The 23,334-nt window shown below is 71.3% G+C and carries 28 protein-coding genes and 1 tRNA gene; 23 read left to right on the plus strand and 6 right to left on the minus strand.

Annotated features, from left to right (window positions below):
• Positions 1 to 380 precede the first annotated feature (380 nt).
• The 3 genes from ACWC9T_RS21030 to ACWC9T_RS21040 all read right to left on the minus strand — a co-directional run bounded on the left by ACWC9T_RS21030 (position 381) and on the right by ACWC9T_RS21040 (position 3,534).
• On the minus strand, positions 381 to 1,193 hold the full coding sequence (locus ACWC9T_RS21030; RefSeq protein ID WP_449822559.1) for a DUF2637 domain-containing protein: 813 nt from the start codon (positions 1,191 to 1,193) through the stop codon (positions 381 to 383).
• Between the two features lie 472 nt (positions 1,194 to 1,665).
• Positions 1,666 to 3,003: a DUF3631 domain-containing protein gene (locus ACWC9T_RS21035; protein ID WP_449822560.1), complete on the minus strand. Its 1,338-nt coding sequence runs from the start codon at positions 3,001 to 3,003 to the stop codon at positions 1,666 to 1,668.
• Between the two features lie 303 nt (positions 3,004 to 3,306).
• Positions 3,307 to 3,534: a hypothetical protein gene (locus tag ACWC9T_RS21040; RefSeq protein ID WP_396477159.1), complete on the minus strand. Its 228-nt coding sequence runs from the start codon at positions 3,532 to 3,534 to the stop codon at positions 3,307 to 3,309.
• A gap of 125 nt (positions 3,535 to 3,659) precedes the next feature.
• Between ACWC9T_RS21040 and ACWC9T_RS21045 the strand changes: the two genes are divergently transcribed.
• From ACWC9T_RS21045 to ACWC9T_RS21060, 4 genes are all read left to right on the plus strand, one after another.
• Positions 3,660 to 4,328, plus strand: coding sequence for a helix-turn-helix domain-containing protein (locus ACWC9T_RS21045; RefSeq protein WP_449788413.1), 669 nt, complete (start codon positions 3,660 to 3,662; stop codon positions 4,326 to 4,328).
• Positions 4,325 to 5,932: a tyrosine-type recombinase/integrase gene (locus tag ACWC9T_RS21050; RefSeq protein WP_449822561.1), complete on the plus strand. Its 1,608-nt coding sequence runs from the start codon at positions 4,325 to 4,327 to the stop codon at positions 5,930 to 5,932. Before ACWC9T_RS21045 ends, ACWC9T_RS21050 begins: the two co-directional genes overlap by 4 nt.
• 409 nt (positions 5,933 to 6,341) lie before the next feature.
• Positions 6,342 to 6,776 (plus strand): GntR family transcriptional regulator, encoded by a 435-nt coding sequence (locus tag ACWC9T_RS21055; RefSeq protein ID WP_449822562.1) that lies wholly within the window; start codon positions 6,342 to 6,344, stop codon positions 6,774 to 6,776.
• A 6-nt stretch (positions 6,777 to 6,782) separates the two neighbouring features.
• Positions 6,783 to 7,334: an HD domain-containing protein gene (locus ACWC9T_RS21060; protein ID WP_449822563.1), complete on the plus strand. Its 552-nt coding sequence runs from the start codon at positions 6,783 to 6,785 to the stop codon at positions 7,332 to 7,334.
• Here the strand turns inward: ACWC9T_RS21060 and ACWC9T_RS21065 are convergent.
• Positions 7,331 to 7,804, minus strand: coding sequence for an NUDIX hydrolase (locus ACWC9T_RS21065; protein WP_449822564.1), 474 nt, complete (start codon positions 7,802 to 7,804; stop codon positions 7,331 to 7,333). The two genes, ACWC9T_RS21060 and ACWC9T_RS21065, sit on opposite strands and share 4 nt — an antisense overlap.
• Positions 7,801 to 8,571: a helix-turn-helix domain-containing protein gene (locus ACWC9T_RS21070; RefSeq protein ID WP_449822565.1), complete on the minus strand. Its 771-nt coding sequence runs from the start codon at positions 8,569 to 8,571 to the stop codon at positions 7,801 to 7,803. The genes ACWC9T_RS21065 and ACWC9T_RS21070 overlap by 4 nt, the downstream gene beginning before the upstream one ends.
• A gap of 710 nt (positions 8,572 to 9,281) precedes the next feature.
• On the opposite strand from ACWC9T_RS21070, the gene ACWC9T_RS21075 reads away from it, so the two are divergent.
• From ACWC9T_RS21075 to ACWC9T_RS21160, 18 genes are all read left to right on the plus strand, one after another.
• Entirely contained in the window at positions 9,282 to 9,530 is a 249-nt protein-coding gene (locus ACWC9T_RS21075; protein ID WP_449822566.1) for a hypothetical protein, read from the plus strand.
• Positions 9,530 to 9,910 carry a WhiB family transcriptional regulator gene (locus ACWC9T_RS21080; protein ID WP_449822567.1) on the plus strand — a complete coding sequence of 127 codons (381 nt, stop codon included), beginning with the start codon at positions 9,530 to 9,532 and terminating at the stop codon, positions 9,908 to 9,910. Before ACWC9T_RS21075 ends, ACWC9T_RS21080 begins: the two co-directional genes overlap by 1 nt.
• Positions 9,911 to 9,983: 73 nt before the next feature.
• A complete protein-coding gene (locus tag ACWC9T_RS21085; protein WP_449822568.1) occupies positions 9,984 to 11,003 on the plus strand; it encodes a DUF2637 domain-containing protein in 1,020 nt (339 codons plus the stop codon).
• Positions 11,000 to 11,374, plus strand: a complete 375-nt coding sequence (locus ACWC9T_RS21090; RefSeq protein WP_449822569.1) for a hypothetical protein — start codon at positions 11,000 to 11,002, stop codon at positions 11,372 to 11,374. The genes ACWC9T_RS21085 and ACWC9T_RS21090 overlap by 4 nt, the downstream gene beginning before the upstream one ends.
• Positions 11,371 to 11,745 (plus strand): RRQRL motif-containing zinc-binding protein, encoded by a 375-nt coding sequence (locus tag ACWC9T_RS21095; protein ID WP_449822570.1) that lies wholly within the window; start codon positions 11,371 to 11,373, stop codon positions 11,743 to 11,745. Before ACWC9T_RS21090 ends, ACWC9T_RS21095 begins: the two co-directional genes overlap by 4 nt.
• An 18-nt stretch (positions 11,746 to 11,763) precedes the next feature.
• The gene (locus ACWC9T_RS21100) at positions 11,764 to 12,006 is read left to right on the plus strand and encodes a hypothetical protein (protein ID WP_449822571.1); all 243 of its coding nucleotides are present in this window, start codon (positions 11,764 to 11,766) and stop codon (positions 12,004 to 12,006) included.
• Positions 12,007 to 12,023: 17 nt separating this feature from the next.
• The gene (locus ACWC9T_RS21105; protein WP_449822572.1) at positions 12,024 to 12,563 is read left to right on the plus strand and encodes a hypothetical protein; all 540 of its coding nucleotides are present in this window, start codon (positions 12,024 to 12,026) and stop codon (positions 12,561 to 12,563) included.
• Positions 12,564 to 12,585: 22 nt separating this feature from the next.
• Positions 12,586 to 13,215 carry a plasmid transfer protein TraA gene (traA, locus tag ACWC9T_RS21110; RefSeq protein WP_449822573.1) on the plus strand — a complete coding sequence of 210 codons (630 nt, stop codon included), beginning with the start codon at positions 12,586 to 12,588 and terminating at the stop codon, positions 13,213 to 13,215.
• 128 nt (positions 13,216 to 13,343) lie between these two features.
• Positions 13,344 to 15,407: a plasmid transfer protein TraB gene (gene traB, locus ACWC9T_RS21115; RefSeq protein WP_449822574.1), complete on the plus strand. Its 2,064-nt coding sequence runs from the start codon at positions 13,344 to 13,346 to the stop codon at positions 15,405 to 15,407.
• Between the two features lie 234 nt (positions 15,408 to 15,641).
• The gene (locus tag ACWC9T_RS21120; RefSeq protein WP_449822575.1) at positions 15,642 to 15,833 is read left to right on the plus strand and encodes a hypothetical protein; all 192 of its coding nucleotides are present in this window, start codon (positions 15,642 to 15,644) and stop codon (positions 15,831 to 15,833) included.
• Between the two features lie 35 nt (positions 15,834 to 15,868).
• The gene (locus tag ACWC9T_RS21125) at positions 15,869 to 16,303 is read left to right on the plus strand and encodes a hypothetical protein (RefSeq protein WP_449822576.1); all 435 of its coding nucleotides are present in this window, start codon (positions 15,869 to 15,871) and stop codon (positions 16,301 to 16,303) included.
• A gap of 16 nt (positions 16,304 to 16,319) precedes the next feature.
• A complete protein-coding gene (locus tag ACWC9T_RS21130) occupies positions 16,320 to 16,577 on the plus strand; it encodes a hypothetical protein (protein ID WP_449822577.1) in 258 nt (85 codons plus the stop codon).
• A 189-nt stretch (positions 16,578 to 16,766) separates the two neighbouring features.
• Complete coding sequence (locus tag ACWC9T_RS21135; protein WP_449822578.1) at positions 16,767 to 17,357, plus strand: hypothetical protein; 591 nt, start codon at positions 16,767 to 16,769, stop codon at positions 17,355 to 17,357.
• Entirely contained in the window at positions 17,354 to 18,118 is a 765-nt protein-coding gene (locus ACWC9T_RS21140) for a DNA methylase (protein ID WP_449822579.1), read from the plus strand. Before ACWC9T_RS21135 ends, ACWC9T_RS21140 begins: the two co-directional genes overlap by 4 nt.
• Positions 18,119 to 18,306: 188 nt before the next feature.
• Complete coding sequence (locus ACWC9T_RS21145; RefSeq protein WP_449822580.1) at positions 18,307 to 19,176, plus strand: DNA primase; 870 nt, start codon at positions 18,307 to 18,309, stop codon at positions 19,174 to 19,176.
• Between the two features lie 82 nt (positions 19,177 to 19,258).
• Positions 19,259 to 20,515, plus strand: a complete 1,257-nt coding sequence (locus ACWC9T_RS21150; RefSeq protein ID WP_449822581.1) for a DUF3631 domain-containing protein — start codon at positions 19,259 to 19,261, stop codon at positions 20,513 to 20,515.
• Between the two features lie 180 nt (positions 20,516 to 20,695).
• Positions 20,696 to 20,890 (plus strand): helix-turn-helix domain-containing protein, encoded by a 195-nt coding sequence (locus ACWC9T_RS21155; protein WP_449822600.1) that lies wholly within the window; start codon positions 20,696 to 20,698, stop codon positions 20,888 to 20,890.
• A 106-nt stretch (positions 20,891 to 20,996) separates the two neighbouring features.
• Positions 20,997 to 22,355, plus strand: a complete 1,359-nt coding sequence (locus ACWC9T_RS21160; RefSeq protein ID WP_449822601.1) for a tyrosine-type recombinase/integrase — start codon at positions 20,997 to 20,999, stop codon at positions 22,353 to 22,355.
• A gap of 47 nt (positions 22,356 to 22,402) precedes the next feature.
• Here ACWC9T_RS21160 and ACWC9T_RS21165 read toward each other — a convergent pair.
• Positions 22,403 to 22,476: transfer RNA gene (locus tag ACWC9T_RS21165), tRNA-Thr, on the minus strand.
• A gap of 204 nt (positions 22,477 to 22,680) precedes the next feature.
• Here ACWC9T_RS21165 and leuE point away from each other — a divergent pair.
• A complete protein-coding gene (leuE, locus tag ACWC9T_RS21170) occupies positions 22,681 to 23,331 on the plus strand; it encodes a leucine efflux protein LeuE (protein ID WP_449822602.1) in 651 nt (216 codons plus the stop codon).
• Positions 23,332 to 23,334 lie beyond the last annotated feature (3 nt).

Here is a 23,334-nt window from a genome sequence, read left to right on the forward strand (position 1 = left end):
GGCCACGAGTCGGACTCGCGGTACTACTGGCTCCGCCAGGGGCTCGACTACCGAACGCCCACCGCCAAAGACCCTTCACGGTATGAGACTTCATCGCCTCCTTGGCGCTCTCGTCGGTGGTGTCGTGGGGGTGCTGGGTGTCCGTCACGGGCTGATCTCCTGTCGCGGGGTCGTCGAGGCGCTGTGGTGCGAGCGGGGTGTGCACGCGGCGCGCAGACCGGCTCGGGCAGCGAGCGGTTCGGCGGAAGCGTGATTCGATGCTTTGGCGAATGTCGCTGACCACGTGTTGGACATCCGCCAGACCGATTGGCGGTGAAGGGGCCGCCCGCCAGGCGCCGTGCCAGTCGTTGGCGGGCGGCCACCCATGGAGCGGTGACGCGTCAGGCGGGCACCGGATGCTCACGCGCCTGCTCAGGCTCGCGGTCGGCGTGCTCGGGCTGAGGGTCGGCCTGCTCATCCCGCAGGAGCGTCATCAGCTCCGTCCGGCGCTTGCTGCTGATCGGAATCCTGGCGTCGCTGAGGGCCTTCTCGACCACGGCGACGCTGACGCCGTGCTCGGCGACGACCGGCCGCACCATCTCCACGAGCTGGTCCATGGTCTTTGCCGGTGGGCGTCCGGTGCGCTTGCGAGGCGCGGCTGGTTCCTCGTCGGAGGCCGGGCCGCCGTTCCTGCGCTCTGTGACCGGCGTGGAGCTGGACAGGCCGTCCTGCTCCGCCTTCGGTACGGGCTGGACTGCCGGGGTGTACTCGGGGTTTTCGCGGAGCGGGAGCTCGCCCTCGGCGGGCTTCGGTTTGGTGGCGGTTGCGGTGGTGTTGTGGGCGAGGAGGGTGCCGCCGAAGAAGGCGAGGGCGGGCCATCCGGCGACCAGGATCCGCAGCCAGGCGGGGACGTGGGCGAGGTCGAGGAGTCCGGCGGTGGCGACGTTCGCGCCGAGGGAGGCGGTCAGGGCGATGGCGAACCAGGTCCAGGCGGTGCCGGCCGGGCGTCCGGTGGCGCGCAGGGTCCGCATGCGGTGCCAGGCGGCGACGAGCAGCAGGTCGACCGAGACGGGGTAGGCCCAGGCTTTCCAGCCGTGTTGTCCGGCGGCTTCGGCGATGTCGTGGAGGTGGGCAAAGGACAGGGCGCCAGCGATGGCGGCCTGTACGAGGACGGCGTCCGGGCGGGGCAGACGCGGTGGGGTGGTGGCGGTCATGCGGAAGGTGGTCCTCGCGGGTCGGGCGGTGGTGGTTTGTGGGATTGCCGTCTTTGCCGTCTTGCCGTCTTGGGGCTGCGAGACTGGCTCTGGGCTGGGGCGGGTTCGGCTGCCCGGGTGGTGCCGTGGACGCGGCGGTGTTCGGGTTCGGGACGGTGCGGTATCCGTCTTGGGGCTCGTATCCGTCCCGGCGGCATGGCCTTTGACCTGCGGTTTTACGGCAGGGACGGCAGGGACGGCACAAGACGGATGTGTTTCCCGTCCCGGGGTCGGCCCGCCGCTCGCGCCTAGGTCCGGGCGGCGGCGGGTCGATGGCGGGGTGGGACGGTTGCCGTCCCACGCGCCGTCTTGCAGGCGGGGTGCTGCCGTCCCCGGTGCGGGAGCGATTCCCGTCTTGGGAGGCCGTTCCGTCCCGGCGGCAGGTGCTGTGACCTGCGCTGTTACGGCAGGGACGGCAGTTCGGGGAGGCTGGTCAGGCTCTGCTGCCCGTGCCCGCGCTCTCGTCCGTGGCCGTGGCCGTGGGGGTGACGGGGTGGACGGTGGGGCAGTAACGGCGCCAGGCGTCGAGGAACTTGTGGCGCGTGTAGCCCTTGCGCTGGGTTCCGTCACCGAGGCGCACGTTGCCGGAGATGATGCCGAACTCGCGGAGCATCGCGCCGAGTGCGCGCGGGGTCAGCCCGCCTCGGGCCGACTCCGCCCACGGCGCCTCCTCGTTGCCGTTGAGCGCGAACAGCAGCTGGCCGGTGGTCATGCTGTCCGGCTCCGGCTCGCTGGCGGCGTGGAAGATCCGGCGGATGTCGGCGAGGATCCGCGCGCCGCCGGGGTTGTCCTCCTCCGTCTGCACCTCAGCGTCGACCATGCGCCTGCACGCCTGGCGGGCACGGCGGGGCCAGGGGCCTCCGGCGAGGTCGGCGACGATCACCAGGGGCTCCCAGGTGTCGGCCGCGCGGTCCTCGACCGGCATGGCGGGCTCCAGGCGCAGGGCCCGGTCGGCGAGCGGTGCCGTCCAGCGGGCGATCTTGTCGCGGATCGCGTGGAGGTCGGGGCTGTCGCGCTTGGTGCGATACGGGGCGACGCTCTCGCCCTCGGCGCGGCGGCGCATGCGGATCACGATCGAGCGGTCCATGATCGTGTCGGGAAGGTCGCCGATGCCGGCGATGGCCGCCATGGCGAAGGTGTGGAACTTACGCGGGGTGTGGTCGTTGCCGACGACCCGCAGCACGTAGCGGTCGCGCTGGTGCCCGGCGTTGAGCAGGCCGCGCATCTCCTCGTTCTTCTCCGCCATCTTCGGGCTGCCGAAGATCGTGTCCGCCTCGTCCACCAGCAGAGTGGGCGACTCCTCGGTGATCGAGCGGAACACGGCGGCCGGGGTCGAGTTCACCGTCAGCACCGGCTGGTGCACCGTCTCGGTGAGCACGTCGAGCAGGCGGGACTTGCCGCAGCGCTTGGCCGGGCCGACCACGGCCAGGCGCGGGGCGTGCTGCCACGAACTCTGCAGGTGGGTCGCCGCGACCCACAGCGTGGCAGCGTCCAGGGCCTGCTCGGAGGGAAGGATCACGAACTTCGCGATCTGGGCCCTCAGCCGCGCGAGCAGGTCGGCGCCCTCGGTCGCCTCGGTGTCGGGCATCAGGTCGGTCCCGTCCGGGGCGGTGAGCTCGGCAGGCGCCGCCTCGGCATCCTGTCCACAGGCTGTGGACACGGGCTCCGGCTGTTGGCCCGGCAGGAAGGATCCGGGCTCGCCGGGCCTCGCGACCGGCGGCAAACTCGCGGTGGAAGCTGCCGGATCGGGCCGGTGGGACGTAGACTCCATGGTGAAGCTCCAGACTGGGGCGCGGGACCTGATTCGTCGCGCGCCGCCGATGAAGGTCGTGGGTAAGGACTTCGCCTGGCCCTCGGTGTTCGCTGCACCGGGGGCCTTCGTGCGTCCTGGGGCCGGCGGACCGGGGGTTCCGGTCCGCTCAACTCGCAGGGACTGCTTGCGCCTTGGCGGCGGCCCCTCGGCGGCCGAGGCCGCCGAGGGACCACGAACGTACGGTCATGCCGGTGGAGGATCCACTCCAATCGGGCAAGTACGCCCACGGCAGACAGGCTTGTCGATCGGGCTCTCACCACGTCAAGCTGCATCAGCCGCCGAACCTTCACCGGCCGCCGCCTCAATGCCGAGCAGGCGCAGAAGGTCCGCTGTGATCACGCGGTACTTCTTGCCCAGCCGCAGGACCCGGCAGGGGTACGCGCCGAGGCGGGCCAGCTCGTAGCCCTTGCTCCGTCCGAGGCCGATGGCGCGGTTGGCGGTATCGAGGTCGATAGCCGCCGGCAGCCTGAGAAGTTCGGCCCGACCCATCCCCTGCGCTGTCGCCGATATCTCACCAGTTCGCACATGAACTCCAAATCAGAGCTTCCCCCCGGAAGGGGGCTGCGGCGGAGTGCCGCAACGGAGAAGAGATTTCCAGTGGCTACTGTGTCGATATGACACAACGCCGCGAGGAACACTGGTCCACCGACGACGAGGACGCACTCGACTGGCACGAACGGATCACCAAGGACGTGATCCGAGCAATCACCCGAAGGAGGAAAGACCTTGGACTGTCCGCGCAGGATGTGGCCGACGAAACAGGGAACTTGGGCTACGAAGTCCCCCGGAACGTCATCGCCAACTGGGAGTCCGGCAGGCGCAAGACGATCACGATTCCGGAGCTGATCGTTGTGGCTGAGGCCCTGGACGTCGCTCCGGTCGAGCTGCTCTTCTCCCCAGCTCTCGGCGGTTGGGTCGACTACCTGCCCGAGCTGAGCCACCCTCGCTGGTCGGCCCTCACCCACTTCACCGGAGAGGACCGCCGCTCGATCGGGATGTACCGGCTCCGCCTCTACCGGGAGCACGCCCGGATCTGGCAGGAGCTCCAAGAGGAGCATCACGACGCTTTCCAGCTGGAGTTCAAGTTCTTCCAGCAGGAATGGCCTCCCGGCCCGAAGGAGAAGCACGACGCTTTCGTCGCAGCCATCCGCGAGCGGCTTCAACCTGTCAGGGCACAACTGCGCGAGATCGGTCTGGAAGTCCCGTACCTCGCACCGAGTCTCGACTTTCTCGACGCCGAGCTTCCCCCGCTGAACACCGATACCGATCTGGAGGACGAATGAAGGGTTCCACCTACCACCGCTGCTACTGCCGCGACGCCGAGACCGGGAAGCCGCTCGGCAAGGCGTGCCCAAAGGCAGGCAGCCGTAAGCACGGCTCCTACTCCATACGCCAGGAGCTGCCCAACGCCGAGGACGGCACCCGCCGTTCATTCAACCGTGCCGGCTACGAGACGCTGAAGGAGGCGCAGGCCGACCTCGACCACGTTCGTGGCCTGCTCGCCCTCGGCAAGGACGACCCCGACGACCTGGCCCTGGTCGCCGAGCTGCTGGTGAAGGTCGCCGACGAGAAGGCCCAGCTGCCCGACATCGAGGAAACCCGCAACCGTCTGAAGGCTGGTCAGGATCTCTCCAGCCGCGTCACCGTGGGCGAGTGGCTCGATACCTGGCTGGCCGGCAAGAAGATCCGCAAGTCCGGGATCACCCGATACGAGTGTGACGTGCGGGTCCACCTCAAGCCCCGGATCGGGCACATCCGCGTCGACCGGCTGCGGGTGAGCACGCTCGCCGAGATGTTCACGGCCATCGCCGACGCCAACGAGGAGATCCTGGAGAACAACGCCCTGCGGCACGCGCTGAAGGCCGAGCTCGCCACGGTTCCGATCAAGGGCGTGGAGAACCGCGCCCGCCGCAAGGCTCTGAAGGCCGAGCTCGCCGAGATGCCGCCATTCCGGCGCACGACCGGCACGACCACCCGCCAGCGCATCCGCGCCACGCTCCGGACCGCCCTGAACGACGCGATCCCCGAGGGCCTGATCACCCTCAACCCGGCCGCCCACGTCAAGCTCGACCCGGCTGCCAAGCCGAAAGCCCTGGTCTGGACGCCGGAGCGGGTCGCCCAGTGGCAGGCGACCGGCGTGAAGCCCTCCCCCGTGATGGTCTGGACACCGCAGCAGACCGGCGCGTTCCTCGACTCCGTGGCCGACGACCGCCTGTACGCGCTGTGGCACGTGATCGCCTTCCGCGGGCTTCGCCGGGGTGAGGCGTGCGGGCAGCCGTGGTCCGAGACCAATCTCGACAACAGCTCGCTGACCGTGACGGCCCAGCTCGTGCAGGACGGCTGGGCAATCGAGGAGTCCGACCCCAAGACCGATGGGAGCTTCCGAACGGTGGCCCTGGACGACGACACGGTTGCCGTCCTGCGGCTCCACCGCGAGCGGCAGCAGAAGGAGCGGGCCGACTGGGGGCCGGCCTGGAAGAACACCGGCCGGGTCTTCACCAACGAGGATGGTTCCTGGCTCCACCCGGGCACGGTCACCGAGATGTTCGAGCGGCTCGTGACCGCGTCCGGCCTGCCGCCGATCCGCCTGCACGACCTCCGCCACGGCGCGGCCACCCTCGCGCTCGCAGGAGGAGTCGACATGAAGGTGGTGTCCGACATGCTCGGCCACTCCTCTATCAAGATCACCTCGGACATTTACACCAGCGTCCTGCCCGAGCTTGCCAAGGACGCCGCCGAGGCCGCTGCGAAGCTCGTCCCCCTCCAGCGGAAGACCGAAGCCGAGGCTCACGCCAAGGCCGCCGCGAAGGCTGCGGCCGAAGCCGAGAAGGCCAAGCGGAAGGCCGCGAAGAAGGCGAAGTCCAAGGCCAAGAAGGCCAAGGGCTAACCCAAGATCAACACCCGCGCTCACGCATCGCTCACGCAAGCGATCCTGCAGCGCGCTACCGACGCCTGCCCGCACGCCAAGGAATGACAAAAGGCCCAGGTCAGCGGGTATCTGACCTGGGCCTTCACTGAGCCGCCTGCGGGATTCGAACCCGCGACCTACGCATTACGAGTTTGCCCAATCACCGTCCGTGGTCGTCCACGCTCGTCCGGACCGCAGGTCAGCGGACTACACGGGACCGAAGCGGATCGTCACGGACGCAGTGGACTGAGACCAGAACTGAGACCGGGCGCCTGACCAGCCCCGCCAGCCCAACGCCGCCGCGATGGGCAGACGGCCTGGAGGCTGGCAGGTCTCCCCCGGAATCGTTCATCCTGTCTAGGTATCGACCTAGAGAAGGGAGCGGCCAGTGCCCGAGCGGAGCCCGCGCGGTACCTACCTGCGGATCGCCGATGCGCTACGGACCAAGATCAGCGGAGACTCCACGGTGACGGCGCTTCCCTCTGAGGCGGAGCTGATGGAGGAGCACGGCGTCGCCCGCACCACGGTGAAGCGCGCTCTCGACGTCCTCGCGGCAGAGGGCCTGATTCGGTCGCAGCCCGGCGTCGGATGGGTTGTCGGACGCGCCGAGCCCAAGGTTCCGGTGCTCGACCAGCTCGCCGCCCTCGCCCGAAAGCTCGACGTTGGGGCCGTCTTCCCCTCGGAGAAAGAACTCACCGAGCACACCGGTGCAGCGAGGGGTACCGTCCGACGCGCCCTCGCGCAGCTGGAGGGCGCCGGGGTCCTCGAAGTGCGCCACGGAAAGGGCCGGACCATCCGCGCCCTGCCCGCCAATCACACCTAGGAGCAGATGCCCGTGTGGGCCTACGACCTTGCCGAGTCCCTGTTGTCCACCGACCTCCCCCGCCGCTGGGCCCACTCCAAGGGGGTGGCCGGCAAGGCGCGCACCCTGGCTGGGATCCTCGGCCCGGATGCCGAGCTGCTGGAGTCCGCGGCCGTCCTGCACGACGTCGGCTACTCGCCTCGGATCGTCGACACCGGGTTCCACCCGCTCGACGGCGCGCGGTTCCTCCGCGCGGAGAACGTGGACGAGCGCGTCGTGCGCCTGGTCGCCCACCACTCCTGTGCCCTGCTCGAAGCCGAGGAACGGGGCCTTCGCCGGGAGTTGGAGGCGGAGTTCCCGTTGGAGGAACCCCACTTGGTTGACGCGCTGATCTACTGCGACATGACCACCACTCCTGACGGCACGCCGACGACGACGCCCGACCGGATCGCCGAGATTGTGGGCCGGTACGGACCCGACAGCGTCGTCGGCCGGTTCATCCGGCGCGCCGAGCCGGAGATCGATGAGGCAGCACGGCGGGTCGAAGGCCGACTGCTCCAGATCGGCACGTCGGCCTAGCCGATGTACGGCTCCGTGCGGTCCGATGCCAAGCCGTGCTGGATCCGTAGCCGCATGGACGGGTGAATGTCCAGGTCGTTGAGATCCGCTGGGTTCACCCAGCGGACCTCTTTCGACTCCGAACTCGTCCGCAGGACGCCACCAACAGGGCGTGCCCGGAAGCAGATGGAGAACTGCTGCCGGACCTCCCCGTCGTCGTAGGCCATGACGTGACCAGGATCCGTGTAGAGGCCGACGACCGCAGCCACCTCGACGTCGATCCCCGTTTCCTCCCGGACCTCGCGAACCACGGTGTCCGCCACGGACTCCCCGATGTCGTGCCCACCGCCGGGGAGGGCCCACAGGTTGTTGTCCGTCTTGTGGATCAGCAGCAGCCGCCCATCGGTGTCCGTCACGACGGCGGTAACGGAGGGCACAACGGAGTTCGCCGGCGGGGCGGCCGGGTCATGGAAGTAGTCGATGCGGCTCATGCGGCCTCACTTTCAAGATGTGGCGAGGTGATAGCCCGGGAGCTCTCCCAGATCCGTTCGATGCTCGCCGCGTACGTGCTGAACAGCTCTCCGCCGGGCACCTGGGAAAGGTGCATCACCGGCGCCAGGTAGGCGCCGACACCGTAGACGTGGCCGTTGACGAGCAGGTCGTCATCGGCTCGGTAGAGCGAGTTGTAGAGCGTCGTCGAGTGGAGACGGAACTCAACTCCGGGGACGCCGAACAGCGGCGCGTAGTTGGCGAGCGCGTTACGAATCTTGCCCGCCATCGCTGGGCCGATCCCCTCATCCTCGCCCCGCTGAGCCACACCCACGCAGTCGGGGTCGCCCAGCATCAGCCTTACCGGCACGCCTGCCTGCGCCTTCTCTCGGACGAGGCGGAAGAACAGCGGGTCCTCCGACAGCCAGAAGCCGGCGTACACCACCAGATCGAAGTGCCGCGTGGACCTCGCGTAGAGGGACGTCCACAGCTCTTTCGGCACGACCGCGCGGTGCGGGTACAGCTTCACCAACTCGGCCCGGCCGGCCTCCGCTGCCGCGCTACTGGTCTGCTCGTCCGGCCAGAGGTCCGACAGATCTCGCTGCAACAGGTTGGCGAGCGCGTACTGGAAACGCCGGTACGGTCGGCGCTCGTCCTTGGCCTCCACCCAGCGCTCGACGGTCCGTGGGCTCACGCCGAGACGCTCCGCGATCTGCTCAATCTTCAAGCCGCTGCCGAGGATTGCCCCTCGCAGCCTTTCATTGGCCATCCCGTCCTCCCCTGGACGATGGTGCGGCGCTTGGACGATCCGGGACGACTTCGACCGTAGCGAAGTCGGACCGTAGCCGTCCAGATGCGCCGTGTTCCGACAGGGTCGGAGAGCCGAATCTATTGATGCGCGGCCGGGACTCACCGGCCGAACTAAGCGAAGGACTTGACGAAGCGTCGGCTTCTCGGCATCGTAAGAGACATGTTCAACATGTCTCGCATGGCGAGGCTGGCGAACTGACAGCCCTTCTTTGGGCTGCTCTGAACTGCGCAAACGCGCCTGTCGGAGTGGTGCAACAGCCCCTCCAAAGGGGCGTCTGTGAGCTGAGGCGGAGGACGCTGCAATCTCCGCAAAGGCCAGGGGATAGGGGTTCGGCAAGGTCCGGCCCTGACTGGCGAGGTGGCCCGGCGACCGCGAGCAACGGCCGGAGAGTGGGGGCGTGGCCCCCCTTGCAGTGAGTTTCCCTGCCCGCTCGACCGAAGGAGGTGCCCCGATGAACCCGATCGACCACAAGAGACATAGGTCGCCTCGCCGGGCCACCGGCCGGTGAGGCTTCGACCAGCGATCACGGTGCCCGGCGTCTCGCCGCTTCGGCGGAGGTACGTCGGGCTTCCGCGAACGCTCGTCGGCGTTCGACCCCAACACGGCTGCGGTCCCGGTGCTGGAACACCGGGACCGCTCAGGGCCGTCCGGATGAAGGAACACGACCCATGAAGCTGATTGTCGCAGGCCAGGACGCCGCGACGCCGACCGAGTTCGTGGAACTCGCGCTCGGCCTCGGTGTCAACGCCGAGCTGTTCGCCGGCACCGAGGACGAAACCCCCGAGGACCGGCGCGCCCGGCTCGACGCCGCGCGGGAGATCCTGCGGGACCTGGACGGGCCGGCGGCCCGGTTCGCGTCCTCGCTGATGCGCACGGCCGAGCGCCGCCGGGTGCTGACCTGGAAGGCGGCGGCGTGATGGCCCAGTTGCACACCCTCATCGCCGGTGCGACCCGCACCCCACACCTGGCCGCCCGCCCGGCGGCCACCACGCTGGCCGAGTACCACCCGGACGGGGACGGCGACCTGCGCGGCGCGGCCTGCGTCGGCGTCGACACCGAGCTGTTCTACCCCGACCCCGAGGAGATCGGGGCTGAGGCCGCCGCGTGGGCCGAGCGCCGCGCCAAGATGATCTGCGCCGGGTGCCCGGTCCGCACGATGTGCCTGGAACTCGCGATGGAGCGCTACGAGAAGCACGGCATCGCCGGTGGGCTGACCCCCGCCGAGCGCACCGCGCTGTACAAGCGCCGCTCGCGCGCCGCCCTCCGCGAGCGGCGCGCCGCCGGGGGTGCTCACTGATGAACGCCCCGATGCTCACCGCGCTCACGACGCGCTCACCGCTCGCCGGGCGGTGGTCGCAGTGAAGGCGCCGATGAGCCAGGAACAGATCCGTTCGGCGGAGCGGGCGTTGGCCGTGGGCACGTGGACGATCACGCTCGGCGCGGTCCTCTACAGCGTGCTCACGGTGACCCCGCTGATGTCCGGACACACTCCGAAGGGGTGGCAGTGGACGGCTCCGATCCTGCCGCTGGTCGTGGACGCGGCGGTGGTGATCGTGATCCGCATGGACAGCACGCTCGCCCGCCTCGGCGGCGACGGCGGCCGCTGGCCGGTCGTGCTGCGCTGGATGACCGGCCTGATGACGGTGCTGCTCAACGTGGGTCTGTCCGCCCTGGACCGCGACGCGGTCGGGGTGGCAGTCCACGCGGTGGCGCCGCTGCTGCTGATCGTCACGGCGGAAACCTCGCTCGCCTACCGGCGGGCGATCGCCGCCGCCCTGGCCGCTCGTGAGGCCCGTGAGCGCGATGAGCGGGCCGAGCGCGACCGCCGTCAGGAGGAGCGCCGGCGGCAGGAGCGCGAGGACCGGATCGCCGAGTACGCCCGGGCCGAGCAGCGCGAGCGTGAGCGCCGTGAGCACGAGGAGCGCATGGCCGACAAGCAGCGTGAGCACGAGGAGCGCATGGCCCGCGAGGAGCGGGAGGAGCGGGCCCGCCGGGAGGCTTCCGAGCGCGAGGAACGGCGGCGCAAGGAGGAGGTCGAGCGGCGGGAGCGTGATCGCCGTGAGCGCGAGGTGAGCGAGCGTGAGCGCCGTGAGCGTGAGCGTGAGCAGGACGCCGAGCGCGAGATCGAGCGGCTGCGGCAGGAACTTCTCACCGCCCCTGCCGTGGACGAGCGGCTGCCCGAAGACCAAGCCCGCCTGAAGATCCAGGCCTGCGTGGTGGCCACCATTCCGCAGCGCCGGGCGGCCGAGCTGACCGGCTGGTCGGCCGGGTGGGTCGCCAACCGCTACCGCGAGTTCAGCGCCGCCGGCCCGGAGCGTCCCGCGCTGCACGCCGTCCCGGCCACCACCGAAGAGACCACCACCCCCCGCGTCGAGGAGCAGGCATCGTGACCACCACCACCGACACCACCACCACCGGCGCCCAGATCAACGCCGTCGGTTCCCTGCTCGCCCTCTTCACCGCCCACCCCGACCTGCCCGCGTCGAGGATCACCAGCGAGCGCGTCGTCACCGACGAGCGCGACTCCTCGGGCAACCTGCTCCTTACCGAGGGCCTGACCCTCGCCTTCCACCACCGCGCCACCGCCCTCGCCGACTTCGAGCAGTGGCGCCAGAGCCTCGGCCTCGACCCGGGCGGCGTCAACCTCGCCACGACGGGCAGCTTCGCCTGGCTCAGCGTCACCACCACCTACGCCGGCACGCCGATCAGGCTGGTTGGCTACTTCGAGTTGCCCGAGGCCGCCACGGGCGAGGAGCGGTGAGCCGCCCGCGCCACTGGGACCCCGACGGGGCCCGCCACGGCGGCACCCCCACCTACCCGTGGCGCATGGCGCCGCGTGGCCTCTTCACCCGCCGGGAGTTGCGCGCCAAGGGCTTGCGCCCGGGCGGGCAGGACGTCGCCGCGCAGGTCATGTGGCGCTCGCGCTTCGGCGGCACCCGCACTGCCTACCTCTACCGGCTCGACCGGGCCAAGCCCGTGCGGCCGATGACCCCTGCGAAAGCCGCCGCCCTGGCCAAGGCCAACGCCGCCCGCCGCACCTGCCCCACCTGCGGGCGGGACGCGGGCTACGTGCTCCCCGCGCACCTCGGCACCTGCCTGACCTGCGCCGACGCCGCCGCCCTCGCGGCCTGACCCCTCGGAGGAATCCCCATGCGCTGGACCCGTACCGCCGCCAAGGCCCTCGCCGCGAACCTCGACCAGGGCGCCGCCGCCAAGACCGAGGCCGCCCGGAGCGGCAGGGCCTTCGCCGCCGACCTCACCAACGATGACCGGTCCCGCCAGCAGGCGGCCGCCGCCGCCAACATCCTGCTCGGGCAGGCCCAGGACATGCGTGCCGACGCTGCCGCCATCCGCGACGGCGTCAGCCCCGCCGAACTCGGCTACACCAACTGACCGCACGGAGGCTCGCCATGGCCCGCATCCGCACCACCAAGGTCCAGATACCGCAGCAACGCGGCCGGCGGGGAGCTGCCGCCGCGCACGTGGTCGACCTCGGCCGGGGCACCGCCCCGGTCGTGCTCGTCGTCCCCCAACAGCCGTCCCTCGCGGGCAGGCTGGCGCTCGCGACCGGTCGTGCGCTGTGGCGCCGCCGGGTCGCCTGGGCGCCCGTCTGGGCGGGGATCGGCACCTTCGGGGCGGCCGGTGTGCTGTCCGCCGCCCCGGTCGTCGCGCTCGCCTTCGCCGTTCCGGCGGTGCTGCTGCCCGCCGGGTGGGCGCTGGTGGTGCGCCGTCACCCGCGCTCGGCCGTGCGCCGCAAGGCTCGGGCCCGCACCCGCTCCGTCGCCGCCTGGTCGACCGGCCTCGCCTGGTCGGCGCTGGCCGTCTGGTTCGGCCCCGCGAACGGCCTGCTCGCCCTCTTGTGGCTGGCCGGTACCGCCACCGCGCAGACGCTCTGGTGGCAGCGCCGCCGCAAGCTCGCCACCGCCCCGCTCACCGCCGAGACCGACTGAACCCCCGTAGGAGGCAGCACAGATGAGCACCCCTCCCAGCTCCCCCGGCCCGGACAGCCCGTTCCCGCCCCCGCGCCGCTCCGGCAACGGCGGCGGCAGCGCCGGTGGGGGCGGCAAGACCCCACCCCCGCGCGGTGGCAACTCCCGCACCCGCGTCGGGCCGACTTACCACTTCTCCTACACCCGCAACACCCCCGGTGGCGGCGGTGGCGGCGGGTACGGCGGCGGCCGGGGCCCCGGCGGTCCGGGACCGGCGTCGGGCCCCATCGGCTCCCCGTCCGGTGGCGGGCAGGGCGGTGGCGGGCGCGGGTACTCCCCGCTCGGCGACCCGGAGTTCTTTACCAACGCCGACGTCCGGGAGTTCTGCGAGCGCGGCCGGGCCACGTTCGCCCAGCTCTCGTTCGACCTCGCCATGGCCTACGAGCTGCTGAACGCCGTGCTCAAGGAGGTCCCCGACGCCGACGGCCGGCCGTTCGGCTCCCTGACCCGCGCCCGCCGGGTGTCCAAGCACCTGAAGAAGGCCGCCGACGACGCGAAGGACTGCGCCGCCGAGATCGCCCGCACCTACGCCGCGTTCCAGCGCGAGTACGACCCCGAGATCTCCCGCGTGGCCAAGCCCCGCCAGCCCCGTCGCCGCTTCGACTTCGGCTGATCCCGCTCTGATCCCCGGCCGGGGCAGGGCGCGCACCGCCCCCGCTCACGGGCTGGGTGAGCTGTGCCGCGCGCTGCCCCGGACCGGGCCCACCTTCCCCTTCGCCCAGCAGCCCAGGGAGGCCGCCCGTGCGCCGCCAGCAGCCCCAGACCATCGCCCACCTCGACACCGGCCAGCACGCCGGGTACCTGCACCTCGACCCCAACCAGCACGCCGGCGGCATCGGCGAGTACCTGCTCCACCGCGCCAAGCCCTACCTGCCGCCGTGGATCCTCGCCGCCGGCACCGGCATCCTGTCCCTCCCGGCGAACGCCATGTGGGGCGAGTCGGCGGCCGGCGCGGTCGGGCTCACCCTCGCCTCGCTCGGCCTCACTGCCGCCACCTGGTGGGCCGGCAAGCCCACCAGCCAGCAGCGCCGCCTGCACTCCGCCATCACCGTGGCCGCGTCCACGTCCTGGTTCACCGCCGCAGCCCTCGCCGGACCCGCCGCCGGCCCCCTGCCCAGCCTCTACCTGATAGGAGCACCCGCCCTCGCGCTGACATGGAACATCCGCCAGCTGCTGCGGGTCAACCCCGACGGAGCGCCGAACGACGGCGACAAGGGGCTGCTGGAGAAGGTCGGCCTCGCCAAGACCATGGTCACCTCGGCGAAGGTGCAGCCGAACAAGGCCGAGTTCGAGCTGCAGCTTCCGGCCGGCGAGCTGACCCCGGACGACGTGTCCAAGGCCCTGCCCAAGCTCGCCGGGGCGTTCAAGGTCGCCAAGAACGCGGTGCGGGCGGTCGCCGACCCGGACGACTCGTCCCGGGCGACGCTCACCGTCGTGCCCAACGACCTGCTCAAGGCCGGTCTCCCCTACCCGGGGCCCTCGCACCCCGGCGGGTCGATCGCCGACCCGATCCACCTGGGCATCTACGAGGACGGCGCCGACATGGCGATGTTCTTCCCCGGCGACCCGGACGCCCACCGCAACGCCATGCACCTGCTGGTCATGGGGATGACCGGCTCCGGCAAGTCCGAACTCGGCATCACCGCCCTGGACGAGGTCATCACCCGCCGCGACGTGATCGTGTGGGCGTCCGACCCGGCCAAGGCCGAACAGACCCTCGGCCCGCTGCTGCCCGCCCTCGACTGGGCCGCGCTCACCATGGACGACACCAAGGCCATGGTCACCGCCCTGCGCGCCGTGATCCCGGCCCGCACATCCTGGCTGGCCAGGTACGGCTACAAGCAGTGGGAACCCGCATGCGCCGACGTCCAGGCCGACGGCGCCCCGGGCATGCCCTACCTCATCGCCTGGTTCGAGGAAGCCGCCAAGACGGTGCGCGAGACCGACGACGACGTCTTCACCGGCATCGCCCAGGAAGCCCGCTCCGCCGGGATCTCCCTGGTCGTCTCGCTCCAGCGCGCCTCCAGCACCCAGGTATCCACCGACACCCGCGCGTCCCTTGGCTCCAGCGCCGTGTGCGGCGTCCGGGACGAGCGCGACGCCCAGTTCGCCCTTCCCGATGAGGCCCTGGACGCGGGCGCCGCGCCGCACGTCTGGAAGGACAAGAAGCCCGGCTACCTCTACCTGGTCGCCAACGGCATCCCCGAGACGTTCTGGGCCACCCCCGGCCGTGCCTACCTCACCCCGGTGGAGGCCATCACCTGGGCCGTCGCCGAGTTCGCCGACATCCGGGCCACCTGCGACCCGGTCACCGGCAAGGCCGCCGCGAACGCGGTCGGCCCCGCCTTCACCCAGCGCACCCGCTACCCCCTGCCCACCCTGCCCGCCGACGACGGGGGCGAGGACGACGGCGGCATCTACAACCAGGAGGACGCCCCGGTGCACTACGACTACGACCTGGACCCCGACGACGGCGGCGAGGACGAGGACGGGTGGATCGACCCGGACGCCGAACTGCCGCCCGTCGACCGGGTGGTGGAGATCGCCCCGCCCGAGGTCCCGCCGCGCACGCGGGTCGGCAAGGCCGAAGCCAAGAAGATCATGGCCGAGCTGCTCGCCGAGTTTGAAGCCGCGGGGCGTACCGAGGTCGGCCCGGCGGACTTCATGGAGCACTGCGACCGCTTCCACCGCTCTCGTAGCTGGGTGTCCGGACAGGTCTCCGAGATGGTGGACGCCGGCCGTCTGCGGGAGACCGAAGAGGCCGGCCGGTACGAGATCATCCCGCTTCAGCCGGTCGCGGCCTGAACCGCCGCCCGGCCCGTTTCTGACGGCCCTGACGCGTCTGACGCGTCAGACGGCCCTGACGCCGGACGGGCCGATTTCCCCAGGTAACGCGTGCGCGCGAGGGGTGTCTGACGCGTCTGACACCCACTCCTGACGCTTCTGACACCCCCGCCCCGCACGGCTCTGACACCCCTCGCCGACCCGATCGACCGTGCCCCGGAACCCGCCCCGGGGCACCCGGAAGGACCCTCCGCCGTGATCGTCTCCGTTTCCTCCGCCCTGCTGTTCGCGATCATCACCGTCGTGCTCGTCCGCTCCCAGCGCGTCAGCACCGGGTCCGCCGTCTTCGTGTGGCTGTCCGGCTTCACCGTCGCCGGCACCGGCCTCGCCGGACCCGTCAACAGCGCGCTGGGCGCCCTCGCCCACTACCTCTCCACCCTCCACTGACCACCCCTCAGCCCACCCTCGACGGGAGAAGCACCGTGGACCGCACCGCCAACCCGCAGCCGTACGTCGCCCAGGTGCTCTACACCCAGGACGGCACCCCCTACTACGCCGCCCAGCCCGCCCCGGCACCCCTCGCCCTCTACCAGCCGCCCACCGCGTTCCCGGCCCCGATACAGCACCCCGGGCCCGCCCTCGCCTACCTGCCCGCCCAGCACGCCCCCGCCCCGACGCCGGTCCCGGTGCGCGACCCGTGGCCCGCCCGCCTGCTCGCCGGCGGTATCGGCATCGGCGGCGCCGGACTCGGCGTCGGCTTCCTGCTCCAGACCCTCGCCGCCGCCACCACCGGTCTCGGACTGCTCGTCGCCGCCCTCGGCGTCCTCTACCTGCTCAAGAACGGCGGTGGCGGGGGAGGCCGGGGCGGGCAGGGCGCCGTGAACGTGAGCGTCAACGTCACCAACCGCAACCGCTGACCCGGAGAGGAAGCCCATGGCCCGCCTGCGCCTGCGCTACACCACCTGGCCCCGCCCCGCGATCCACCTGACCGACACCCCCAACCCGAAGTGCTTCGACTGCGACGGCATCGGCAGCTGGGCCGAGGAGACCGAGTACGAAGGCCCCGAGTACATCCACTGCGGCTGCTGGGACCCCGGCCGCACCCGCCACCTGCTGCCCGTCCCGCGCTGGATCGCCCGGCGCTGGCTCGGCTGGGCCGAACCGGTCTACTCCGCTGAGCCGCCGTTCTAGCCGCGCCCGGACCCGCTGCCCGACCGGCCGTGCCGCCCGGACCGCCGCCGCAGCCAGCGGGGCCCGGACGGTGCGGGGGACCGGCAGACCCGCTGCCGCACAGCACGAAGCCCCACACCGGCCGCCTGATCTTGGCAGAGAGTCGACCGGTGCGGGGCCGTGCATCCCCTTCACAGAGATGGGACCAGCATGCCCGACTTCACCCGCTCCACGCTCGCGGCCGTGGACGACACCGCCGACCGGGAGAACGCCAGCGACGGCCGCTCCCGCTTCGGCGCCCACCTCGCCCGGCACGCCGACGACTTCCACGAAAACGGCCTTCCGCTCCGCCCGGTGGAGTTCGCCATCGCCGCGTGGCGCACGGCCACCGCCCCCGTCATGGCGCCCGGCTACGTGACCGTGCGCCGCGACGTCCAGCCGCTCGACGTGTACCGCGACCACCACGGCGGCGCCCAGTTCTGCGCCAAGGTCGGCCTGCGCCACATCGCGCTCACGAACCGCCCCGCCGGGCGCCCGCTGGACTGGGACGAAGACCCGTGGTTCCACCCCAGTGAGCCGTGGCCCGTGCTGGTCGGCCCGGACCGCACCGACCGCCCCGCCGTCCTGGTCACCGCCACCGTGCTCCTCCCGATCCCGGACGACATCCTCACCGCCCCCACCACGGCCCGCCCCGGCCGCACGCTCACCCACGAGGCCAAGGCCGTGGTCGGCGCCCTCACCGAGTACGCCAACCGGCATCTCTCCCCGCTCGTCGCCGACCTGCTCGGCGGTGTCCGGTGAGCGCCCCGGAGCTGTCCCTCGCCCTCCGCCCGGCGGCCGAGTGGCTGCCCGCGCGGCCGCGAAACGGCATGACCGTGCTGGACGCCTTCTGCAACATCGGCGGTGCCAGCATGGGGTTCTGGCTGGCCGGGTTCGACGTCGTCGGCGTCGACATCCTGCCCCAGCCGAACTACCCGTTCCCGTTCCTGCAGGGGGACGCGGTCGAGGCCATCGCCACCCACGGCCAGCGGTTCGACCTGATCTCCGCCGGGCCGCCCTGCCAGTTCGACTGCACGCTCACCGCCGGTACCAACCAAGCGCGCCGCGACCGGTACGCGGACCTGCTCGACCCCACCCGCGAGGCGCTGGAGTCCACCGGCCGCCCGTACGTCATCGAGCAGCCCCCCGGGCGCGCCTCCCGCCGCATGAGGGTCGACCTCACGCTGTGCGGGGAGATGTTCGGCCTGCGGGTACTCAGGCACAGGAACTTCGAGGCAGGCGGCGGGCTCGCGCTCGACCAACCGCCGCACGTCCCGCACCGGGGCCTGACCATCGGCTACCGCCACGGCCGATACGTCAGCCCCGAACAGGGCCGCTACTTCCAGGTTTACGGCAACGGCGGCGGCAAGGGCAGCGTGCCCGAGTGGCAGGACGCCATGCGCATCCACTGGACCACGGTCCGCCGCGAGATCGCCGAAGCCATCCCCCCGGACTACACCCAACTGATCGGCCGACAGGCCACCGCCCAACTCGGCGGCGCGCCCGCCGCACAGGCCGCCTAGGACCACCGTCGTGGCGACCGTCCTGGACTGGCGCGACGCCCACCACTACGACCGCACCGGCCCCCGACCCTGCCGCTGGTGCGGTCGTCCCACCCCGCTCCGCGACGAGCAGCGCAAGCCCGCACACAAGGTCTGCGCCGAACAGCACGTCACCGAGCAACCCCCGCCGACGACATCCGGAGACCGGCGTGAATCCCACCCTTCAACTCCCCCAGGAACTGGCCCGACTCGGCCTCCCGGTCCTGCCGCTTCGAGCCGGGAAACGCCCGGTCGGCAACTGCCCGGCCTGTAAAGACACCGCCTGCGGCGGCCGACCGAACATGAAAGTCCCGGGCCCGTGCGTCTGCCCAGCGCCCTGCCACGCGTGGGCCGCCGCCACCACTGACCCCGCCGTCCTGACCAGCCCGCCATGGCTGCGAGCGTGGCGGGACGCCGAAGCGGTGGCCTACCACCCCGGTGGCGCCGGGCTGACCGTGGTCGACCTCGACAACGCCGCCGCCGTCACCTGGGCCCGTACCACCCTGCCCGCCACGCTCACCGTGCCCAGCACCCGGGGCGAACACTGGGTCTACCGGGGCGCCATGACCTCGGCCAACGCCGTCCGCCCCGGCGTCGACATCAAGTCGACCATGGCCTACGCCCGGTGGCTCGGCTACGGCACCGGCACCATCACCCTGCTGCCCGACGCCGTCCGCGCCCTGGCCGACAAGGAAGAGGCCACCCCGCCGCCGAACGGGGCGCGGGTGGCCTCTTCACCCCCGCCGCCCTGGACCCTCACCGTGGGCAGCGGATGCCGACACACCGACCGATACATCCACACCGGCCTGCAACGCGGCCTCGCCAAAATCGCGGACTGCCCGGAAAGCGGCGCCGGATCGCAAGCCTTCGGCGTCGCCCGCTTCCTCGCCGCCCAGCACACCCGCTGCCCCGGCCCGTGCGACCTCGACACCATCGCCCGGCAGCTCATCGACGCCGCCGTCAACGTCGGTGTCCCGCACGACTACGCCTCCCGCGCCGTCGACCGGGGCTTCACCGCCGCCGGCGCCCACGCTGCCTGACCCACTCGAAGCGGGCCGCCACATCCGACCAAAGACCGGCGGCCCGCTCCCATCCAGCCCCAACAGAACCGGAGAGGCCAGCATGACCGATCCCACCCCGACCGTCACCACCCCCGAGGACGGCGCCGCCGTCCTCGACGCCGTCGAAGCCCACCACCGCCGCTTCAACGTCTTCCCCAGCGAAGCCGCGTACACCGCCGTCGTGCTGTGGGACGCCCACACCCACCTGCTCGACTGCTTCGAATCCACCCCGCGCATCGCGTTCCTCTCCCCGGAACCCGGATCCGGCAAGACGCGCGCACTGGAGATCATCGACGGGCTCGTCCCCCGGCCGATGATCACCACCGACGTCAGCCCGGCCGCGCTGTTCCGCTCGATGTCCGACGCCGACGCCCGCCCGACCGTCCTGCTCGACGAGATCGACACCGTCTTCGGTCCCAAAGCGGCAGGCAACGAGGATCTGCGCGGCCTCATCAACGCCGGCCACCGCCGTGGCGGCGTCGTCTACCGGTGCGTCGGGGACGGCTCCACCCAGACCGTCCAGCCGTTCCCCGTCTACTCCGCCCTCGCCACCGCCGGTCTCGGCGACCTGCCCGACACCATCATGAGCCGCTCCGTCATCATCCGGATGCGCCGCCGGGCCCCCAACGAGCGGGTTGAGGCGTACCGAGAGCGCATCCACAAGGCCGAAGGCAACGCCCTGCGCGACCGCCTCGCCACCTGGGCCAACACCGTGCGCGACCAGCTCCACGACGCGTGGCCCGAGCTGCCCGACGGCATCAGCGACCGCCCCGCCGACGTGTGGGAGCCGCTGCTCGCCGTCGCCGACGCCGCCGGCGGACACTGGCCCGAGCGCGCCCGCGCCGCCTGCGTCCAGCTCGTCACCGCCGCCAAGGCCAACGACAAGGGCTCCGTCGGCATCCGCCTCCTGACCGACCTGCGCGACATCTTCAACGGCGCCGAACGCATGCTCAGCGCCGAACTGCTGAGCAAGCTCGCCGAGCTGGACGACGCCCCGTGGGCCGACCTCGACGGCAAGCCCATCACCGCCCGCGCCCTCGCCCGCATGCTCGGCGACTACGTCACCGCCGACAACGACCCCATCAAGCCCCGCAACATCAAGACCGGCCCCAAGAGCAGCGCCAAGGGCTACTACGCCGCCGACCTCGCCGACGCCTGGCTGCGGTACTGCCCGCCCCGGCCCCCTCGCTCCCAGGAATCCGCTACTGCCGCTACTGCCGCTACCGCGCAGGTCAGGCCCCTGTTTCCGGTAGCGGATACGCCCGAGGTAGCGGATACCGAACCGCTACCCGCCACGCAGGCCGCCACCGCGCCGTAGGCCGCCCCGCCGCTCCCGCCGCTCCCGTCGGCCCCGGCGGGAGCGGCACCAATCCGCTACCGCTACCGAATCCGCTACCAAAAACATGCCCCTGACCAGGGAGGTAGCGGCAGTAGCGGCAGTAGCGGATCCCTGAGAAGGAAGCCAAGAGGATCGACTTCAGGAGGAACCGCCTTGACCGTGCCCGCCACCACGATTCGCCCGGTCCTGCTGACCGCTGAGGAGGCGGCGAAGATGCTCCGCATCGGACGCTCGACGCTCTACCAGCTGCTGGCGGAGAAGGAGTTGACGTCCATCAAGATCGGCCGCTCCCGCCGCATCCGACCCGCTGACGTCGAGGCCTACATCGAGCGCCAGGCCGCCAACGCCGCTTGACCGTCACCACCGACCAGTCCTTCGAGGGCGCCGGGCAGCATCACGCTCGGCGCCCTCGCCACTTCAGGAGCACCGCGTGAGCGAGCGCAAGACCCGCCTGCCCAACATGGAATCGACCATCTACCAGGGCGCGGACGGCCGTTGGCACGGCCGCGTGACCATGGGCGTGAAGGCGGACGGCAGTCCCGACCGGCGCCACCGCAGCGCCAAGACCGAGCCCGAAGTGCGTCGCAAGGTCAAGAAGTTGGAGGCCGACCGCGACGCAGGCCAGGTTGCGGCGGCCGGCCGGGCGCCGACGGTCGAGCAGTGGATGACCACCTACCTGACCACCATCGCAAACCAGAGGCTGAAGCCGCGCAGCCTGGACGACTACTGGTCCAAGACCCGGAACCACATCATTCCCGGCATCGGCAAGCACCGGCTGGACCGGCTGCTGCCGGAACACCTGGACGAGCTGTACGGGCAGCTCCGTGCCGAGGGCCGGGCCGGATCGCACATCCTCAAGGTGCACCGGATCATTTCCCGCGCGCTGAAAATCGCCCACCGCCGGGGGAAGGTAGCCCGCAACGTCGCCACGCTGGTGGACTCCCCCACGGTGGAGGAGACGGACGCGAACCCGTTCACCCAGGAAGAGGCCCGGCGCTTCCTGGTCGCCGCGATGAAGCGCCCAACCCGCGTTCGCTGGGTGATCGGCGTCGGCCAGGGCCTGCGCCAGGGTGAGGCGTTGGGCCTGCGCTGGAAGTACGTCGACGAGGACGCCGGACAGATGGACACGTCCTGGCAACTCCAGAGGCTGAAGTGGCGCCACGGGTGCGACGACCCTCACGCGTGCGGCGAACGGCTGCACCGGGACGCGTGCGAGCCCGGGTGCACCAAGCACCGCCGCTACACGCGGGGGTGCCCAAAGCCCTGTCCGCCAAGGTGCGACCGGCACGCCAGCACCTGCCCAAAGCGCCACGGCGGCGGCCTCGCCTTCACCCGCCCGAAGACCAAGGGCAGTCGTCGCACGACCCCCTTGCTCCCGCCGCTGATCCCGCTCCTCCGCGAGCAGCGCCAGCAGCAGGAGGAGTGGAGGGTGGCGGCCGGCGAGGAGTGGCAGGACTACGGCCTGGTCACGTGCCGCCCCGACGGTCAGCCGATCGACCCCCATGCCGACTGGGAGGAGTTCAAGGAGCTGCTTGCCGAGGCCGGGATCGAGGACCGGCGCCAACATGACGGCAGTCGTCACTCGGCCGGGACGATCCTCAACGAGTTGGGGGTGGACCCGTTCACGATCATGGAAATCCTCGGCCACTCGCAGATCAGCATGACCCGCCGTTACGTCAAGACGACCACCCCGACGACCCGCGAAGCGGCCCGACGGATGGGCAACGCGCTCTGGCCCCAACCGGCCGAAAGTGAGACCACAACTGAGACCACGAACACGCGAGCGGCCCGCGCCCGTCGCCGCCGCCGCATGATGTAGACGACAAAAGGCCCGGTCAGAGCACTGACCGGGCCTTCTGGTTTCCGAGCCGCCTGCGGGATTCGAACCCGCGACCTACGCATTACGAGTGCGTTGCTCTGGCCAACTGAGCTAAGGCGGCACCGTTGCCGTGTGTGGCGGCAACGCGGGCCAGTCTACACAGGTTCGCAGGTGATCCGTAGCCGAGGTGGTCGGGGGCCGAGGCGGAGCCTGGACGGGGGCGGGGCATAGGCGGGCAAGAGGGGATAGTTTTCGCTTCAACCGATCACCAGTGCGACGTTACGATGAGCGCCCCCTGCCACCCCTTCCCCACCCGGAGCGCATCGTGCTCGGCGTCAACGACCTGGCGACTTACATCCTCGGCGCCCTCGTCATCATCCTGCTGCCCGGCCCCAACTCGCTGTACGTGCTGTCGGTCGCCGCCCGGAAGGGCGTCCGGACCGGCTATCAGGCCGCGGCGGGCGTGTTCGTCGGCGACCTCACGCTGATCAGCCTGACCTCGTTGGGTGCCGCCTCGCTGCTGAAGGCCAACTCGGCGGTGTTCGCCGTGGTCAAGTTCGGCGGGGCCGCGTACCTGCTGTGGATCGGCTTCGGGATGCTCCGCGCCGCCCGGCAGCTGTGGCGCGAGCGCCGGGCCGAGGCCGACCCGGCGGCCGAGGTGGCGCCGGAGGCGGTCGAGCGGCCGTTCCGCCGGGCGCTGGTGATCAGCCTGCTGAATCCGAAGGCGATCCTCTTCCTGCTCTCGTTCTTCACCCAGTTCGTCGACCCGTCGTACGGGCAGCCCGTGCTCTCCTTCGGCCTGCTCGGCGGGATCCTGCAGACCTTCAGCCTGCTCTACCTCTCGCTGCTGATCTTCGCCGGCACCACGCTGGCCACCGCCTTCCGCCGCCGCAAGCGCCTCTCCGCGACACTGACCAGCGGCGTCGCCGTGTTGTTCGCGGGCTTCGCCGCGAAGCTGGCGGTCTCCTCCGCGTGAGGT

It is taken from the genome of Kitasatospora sp. NPDC001159, from assembly GCF_053598235.1.

Excerpts from the sequence above, each read along its gene's own strand:
- traA (WP_449822573.1), top strand. The coding sequence starts at position 12,586 with ATGAGCACCCCTCCCAGCTCCCCCGGCCCGGACAGCCCGTTCCCGCCC.
- ACWC9T_RS21080 (WP_449822567.1), top strand. The coding sequence starts at position 9,530 with ATGGCCCAGTTGCACACCCTCATCGCCGGTGCGACCCGCACCCCACAC.
- ACWC9T_RS21130 (WP_449822577.1), top strand. The coding sequence starts at position 16,320 with ATGGCCCGCCTGCGCCTGCGCTACACCACCTGGCCCCGCCCCGCGATC.
- ACWC9T_RS21050 (WP_449822561.1), top strand. The coding sequence starts at position 4,325 with ATGAAGGGTTCCACCTACCACCGCTGCTACTGCCGCGACGCCGAGACC.
- ACWC9T_RS21065 (WP_449822564.1), bottom strand. The coding sequence starts at position 7,804 with ATGAGCCGCATCGACTACTTCCATGACCCGGCCGCCCCGCCGGCGAAC.
- ACWC9T_RS21075 (WP_449822566.1), top strand. The coding sequence starts at position 9,282 with ATGAAGCTGATTGTCGCAGGCCAGGACGCCGCGACGCCGACCGAGTTC.
- ACWC9T_RS21100 (WP_449822571.1), top strand. The coding sequence starts at position 11,764 with ATGCGCTGGACCCGTACCGCCGCCAAGGCCCTCGCCGCGAACCTCGAC.
- ACWC9T_RS21070 (WP_449822565.1), bottom strand. The coding sequence starts at position 8,571 with ATGGCCAATGAAAGGCTGCGAGGGGCAATCCTCGGCAGCGGCTTGAAG.
- ACWC9T_RS21105 (WP_449822572.1), top strand. The coding sequence starts at position 12,024 with ATGGCCCGCATCCGCACCACCAAGGTCCAGATACCGCAGCAACGCGGC.
- ACWC9T_RS21030 (WP_449822559.1), bottom strand. The coding sequence starts at position 1,193 with ATGACCGCCACCACCCCACCGCGTCTGCCCCGCCCGGACGCCGTCCTC.
- ACWC9T_RS21085 (WP_449822568.1), top strand. The coding sequence starts at position 9,984 with ATGAGCCAGGAACAGATCCGTTCGGCGGAGCGGGCGTTGGCCGTGGGC.
- ACWC9T_RS21060 (WP_449822563.1), top strand. The coding sequence starts at position 6,783 with ATGCCCGTGTGGGCCTACGACCTTGCCGAGTCCCTGTTGTCCACCGAC.
- ACWC9T_RS21160 (WP_449822601.1), top strand. The coding sequence starts at position 20,997 with ATGGAATCGACCATCTACCAGGGCGCGGACGGCCGTTGGCACGGCCGC.
- ACWC9T_RS21045 (WP_449788413.1), top strand. The coding sequence starts at position 3,660 with ATGACACAACGCCGCGAGGAACACTGGTCCACCGACGACGAGGACGCA.
- ACWC9T_RS21135 (WP_449822578.1), top strand. The coding sequence starts at position 16,767 with ATGCCCGACTTCACCCGCTCCACGCTCGCGGCCGTGGACGACACCGCC.
- ACWC9T_RS21040 (WP_396477159.1), bottom strand. The coding sequence starts at position 3,534 with ATGGGTCGGGCCGAACTTCTCAGGCTGCCGGCGGCTATCGACCTCGAT.
- ACWC9T_RS21150 (WP_449822581.1), top strand. The coding sequence starts at position 19,259 with ATGACCGATCCCACCCCGACCGTCACCACCCCCGAGGACGGCGCCGCC.
- ACWC9T_RS21035 (WP_449822560.1), bottom strand. The coding sequence starts at position 3,003 with ATGGAGTCTACGTCCCACCGGCCCGATCCGGCAGCTTCCACCGCGAGT.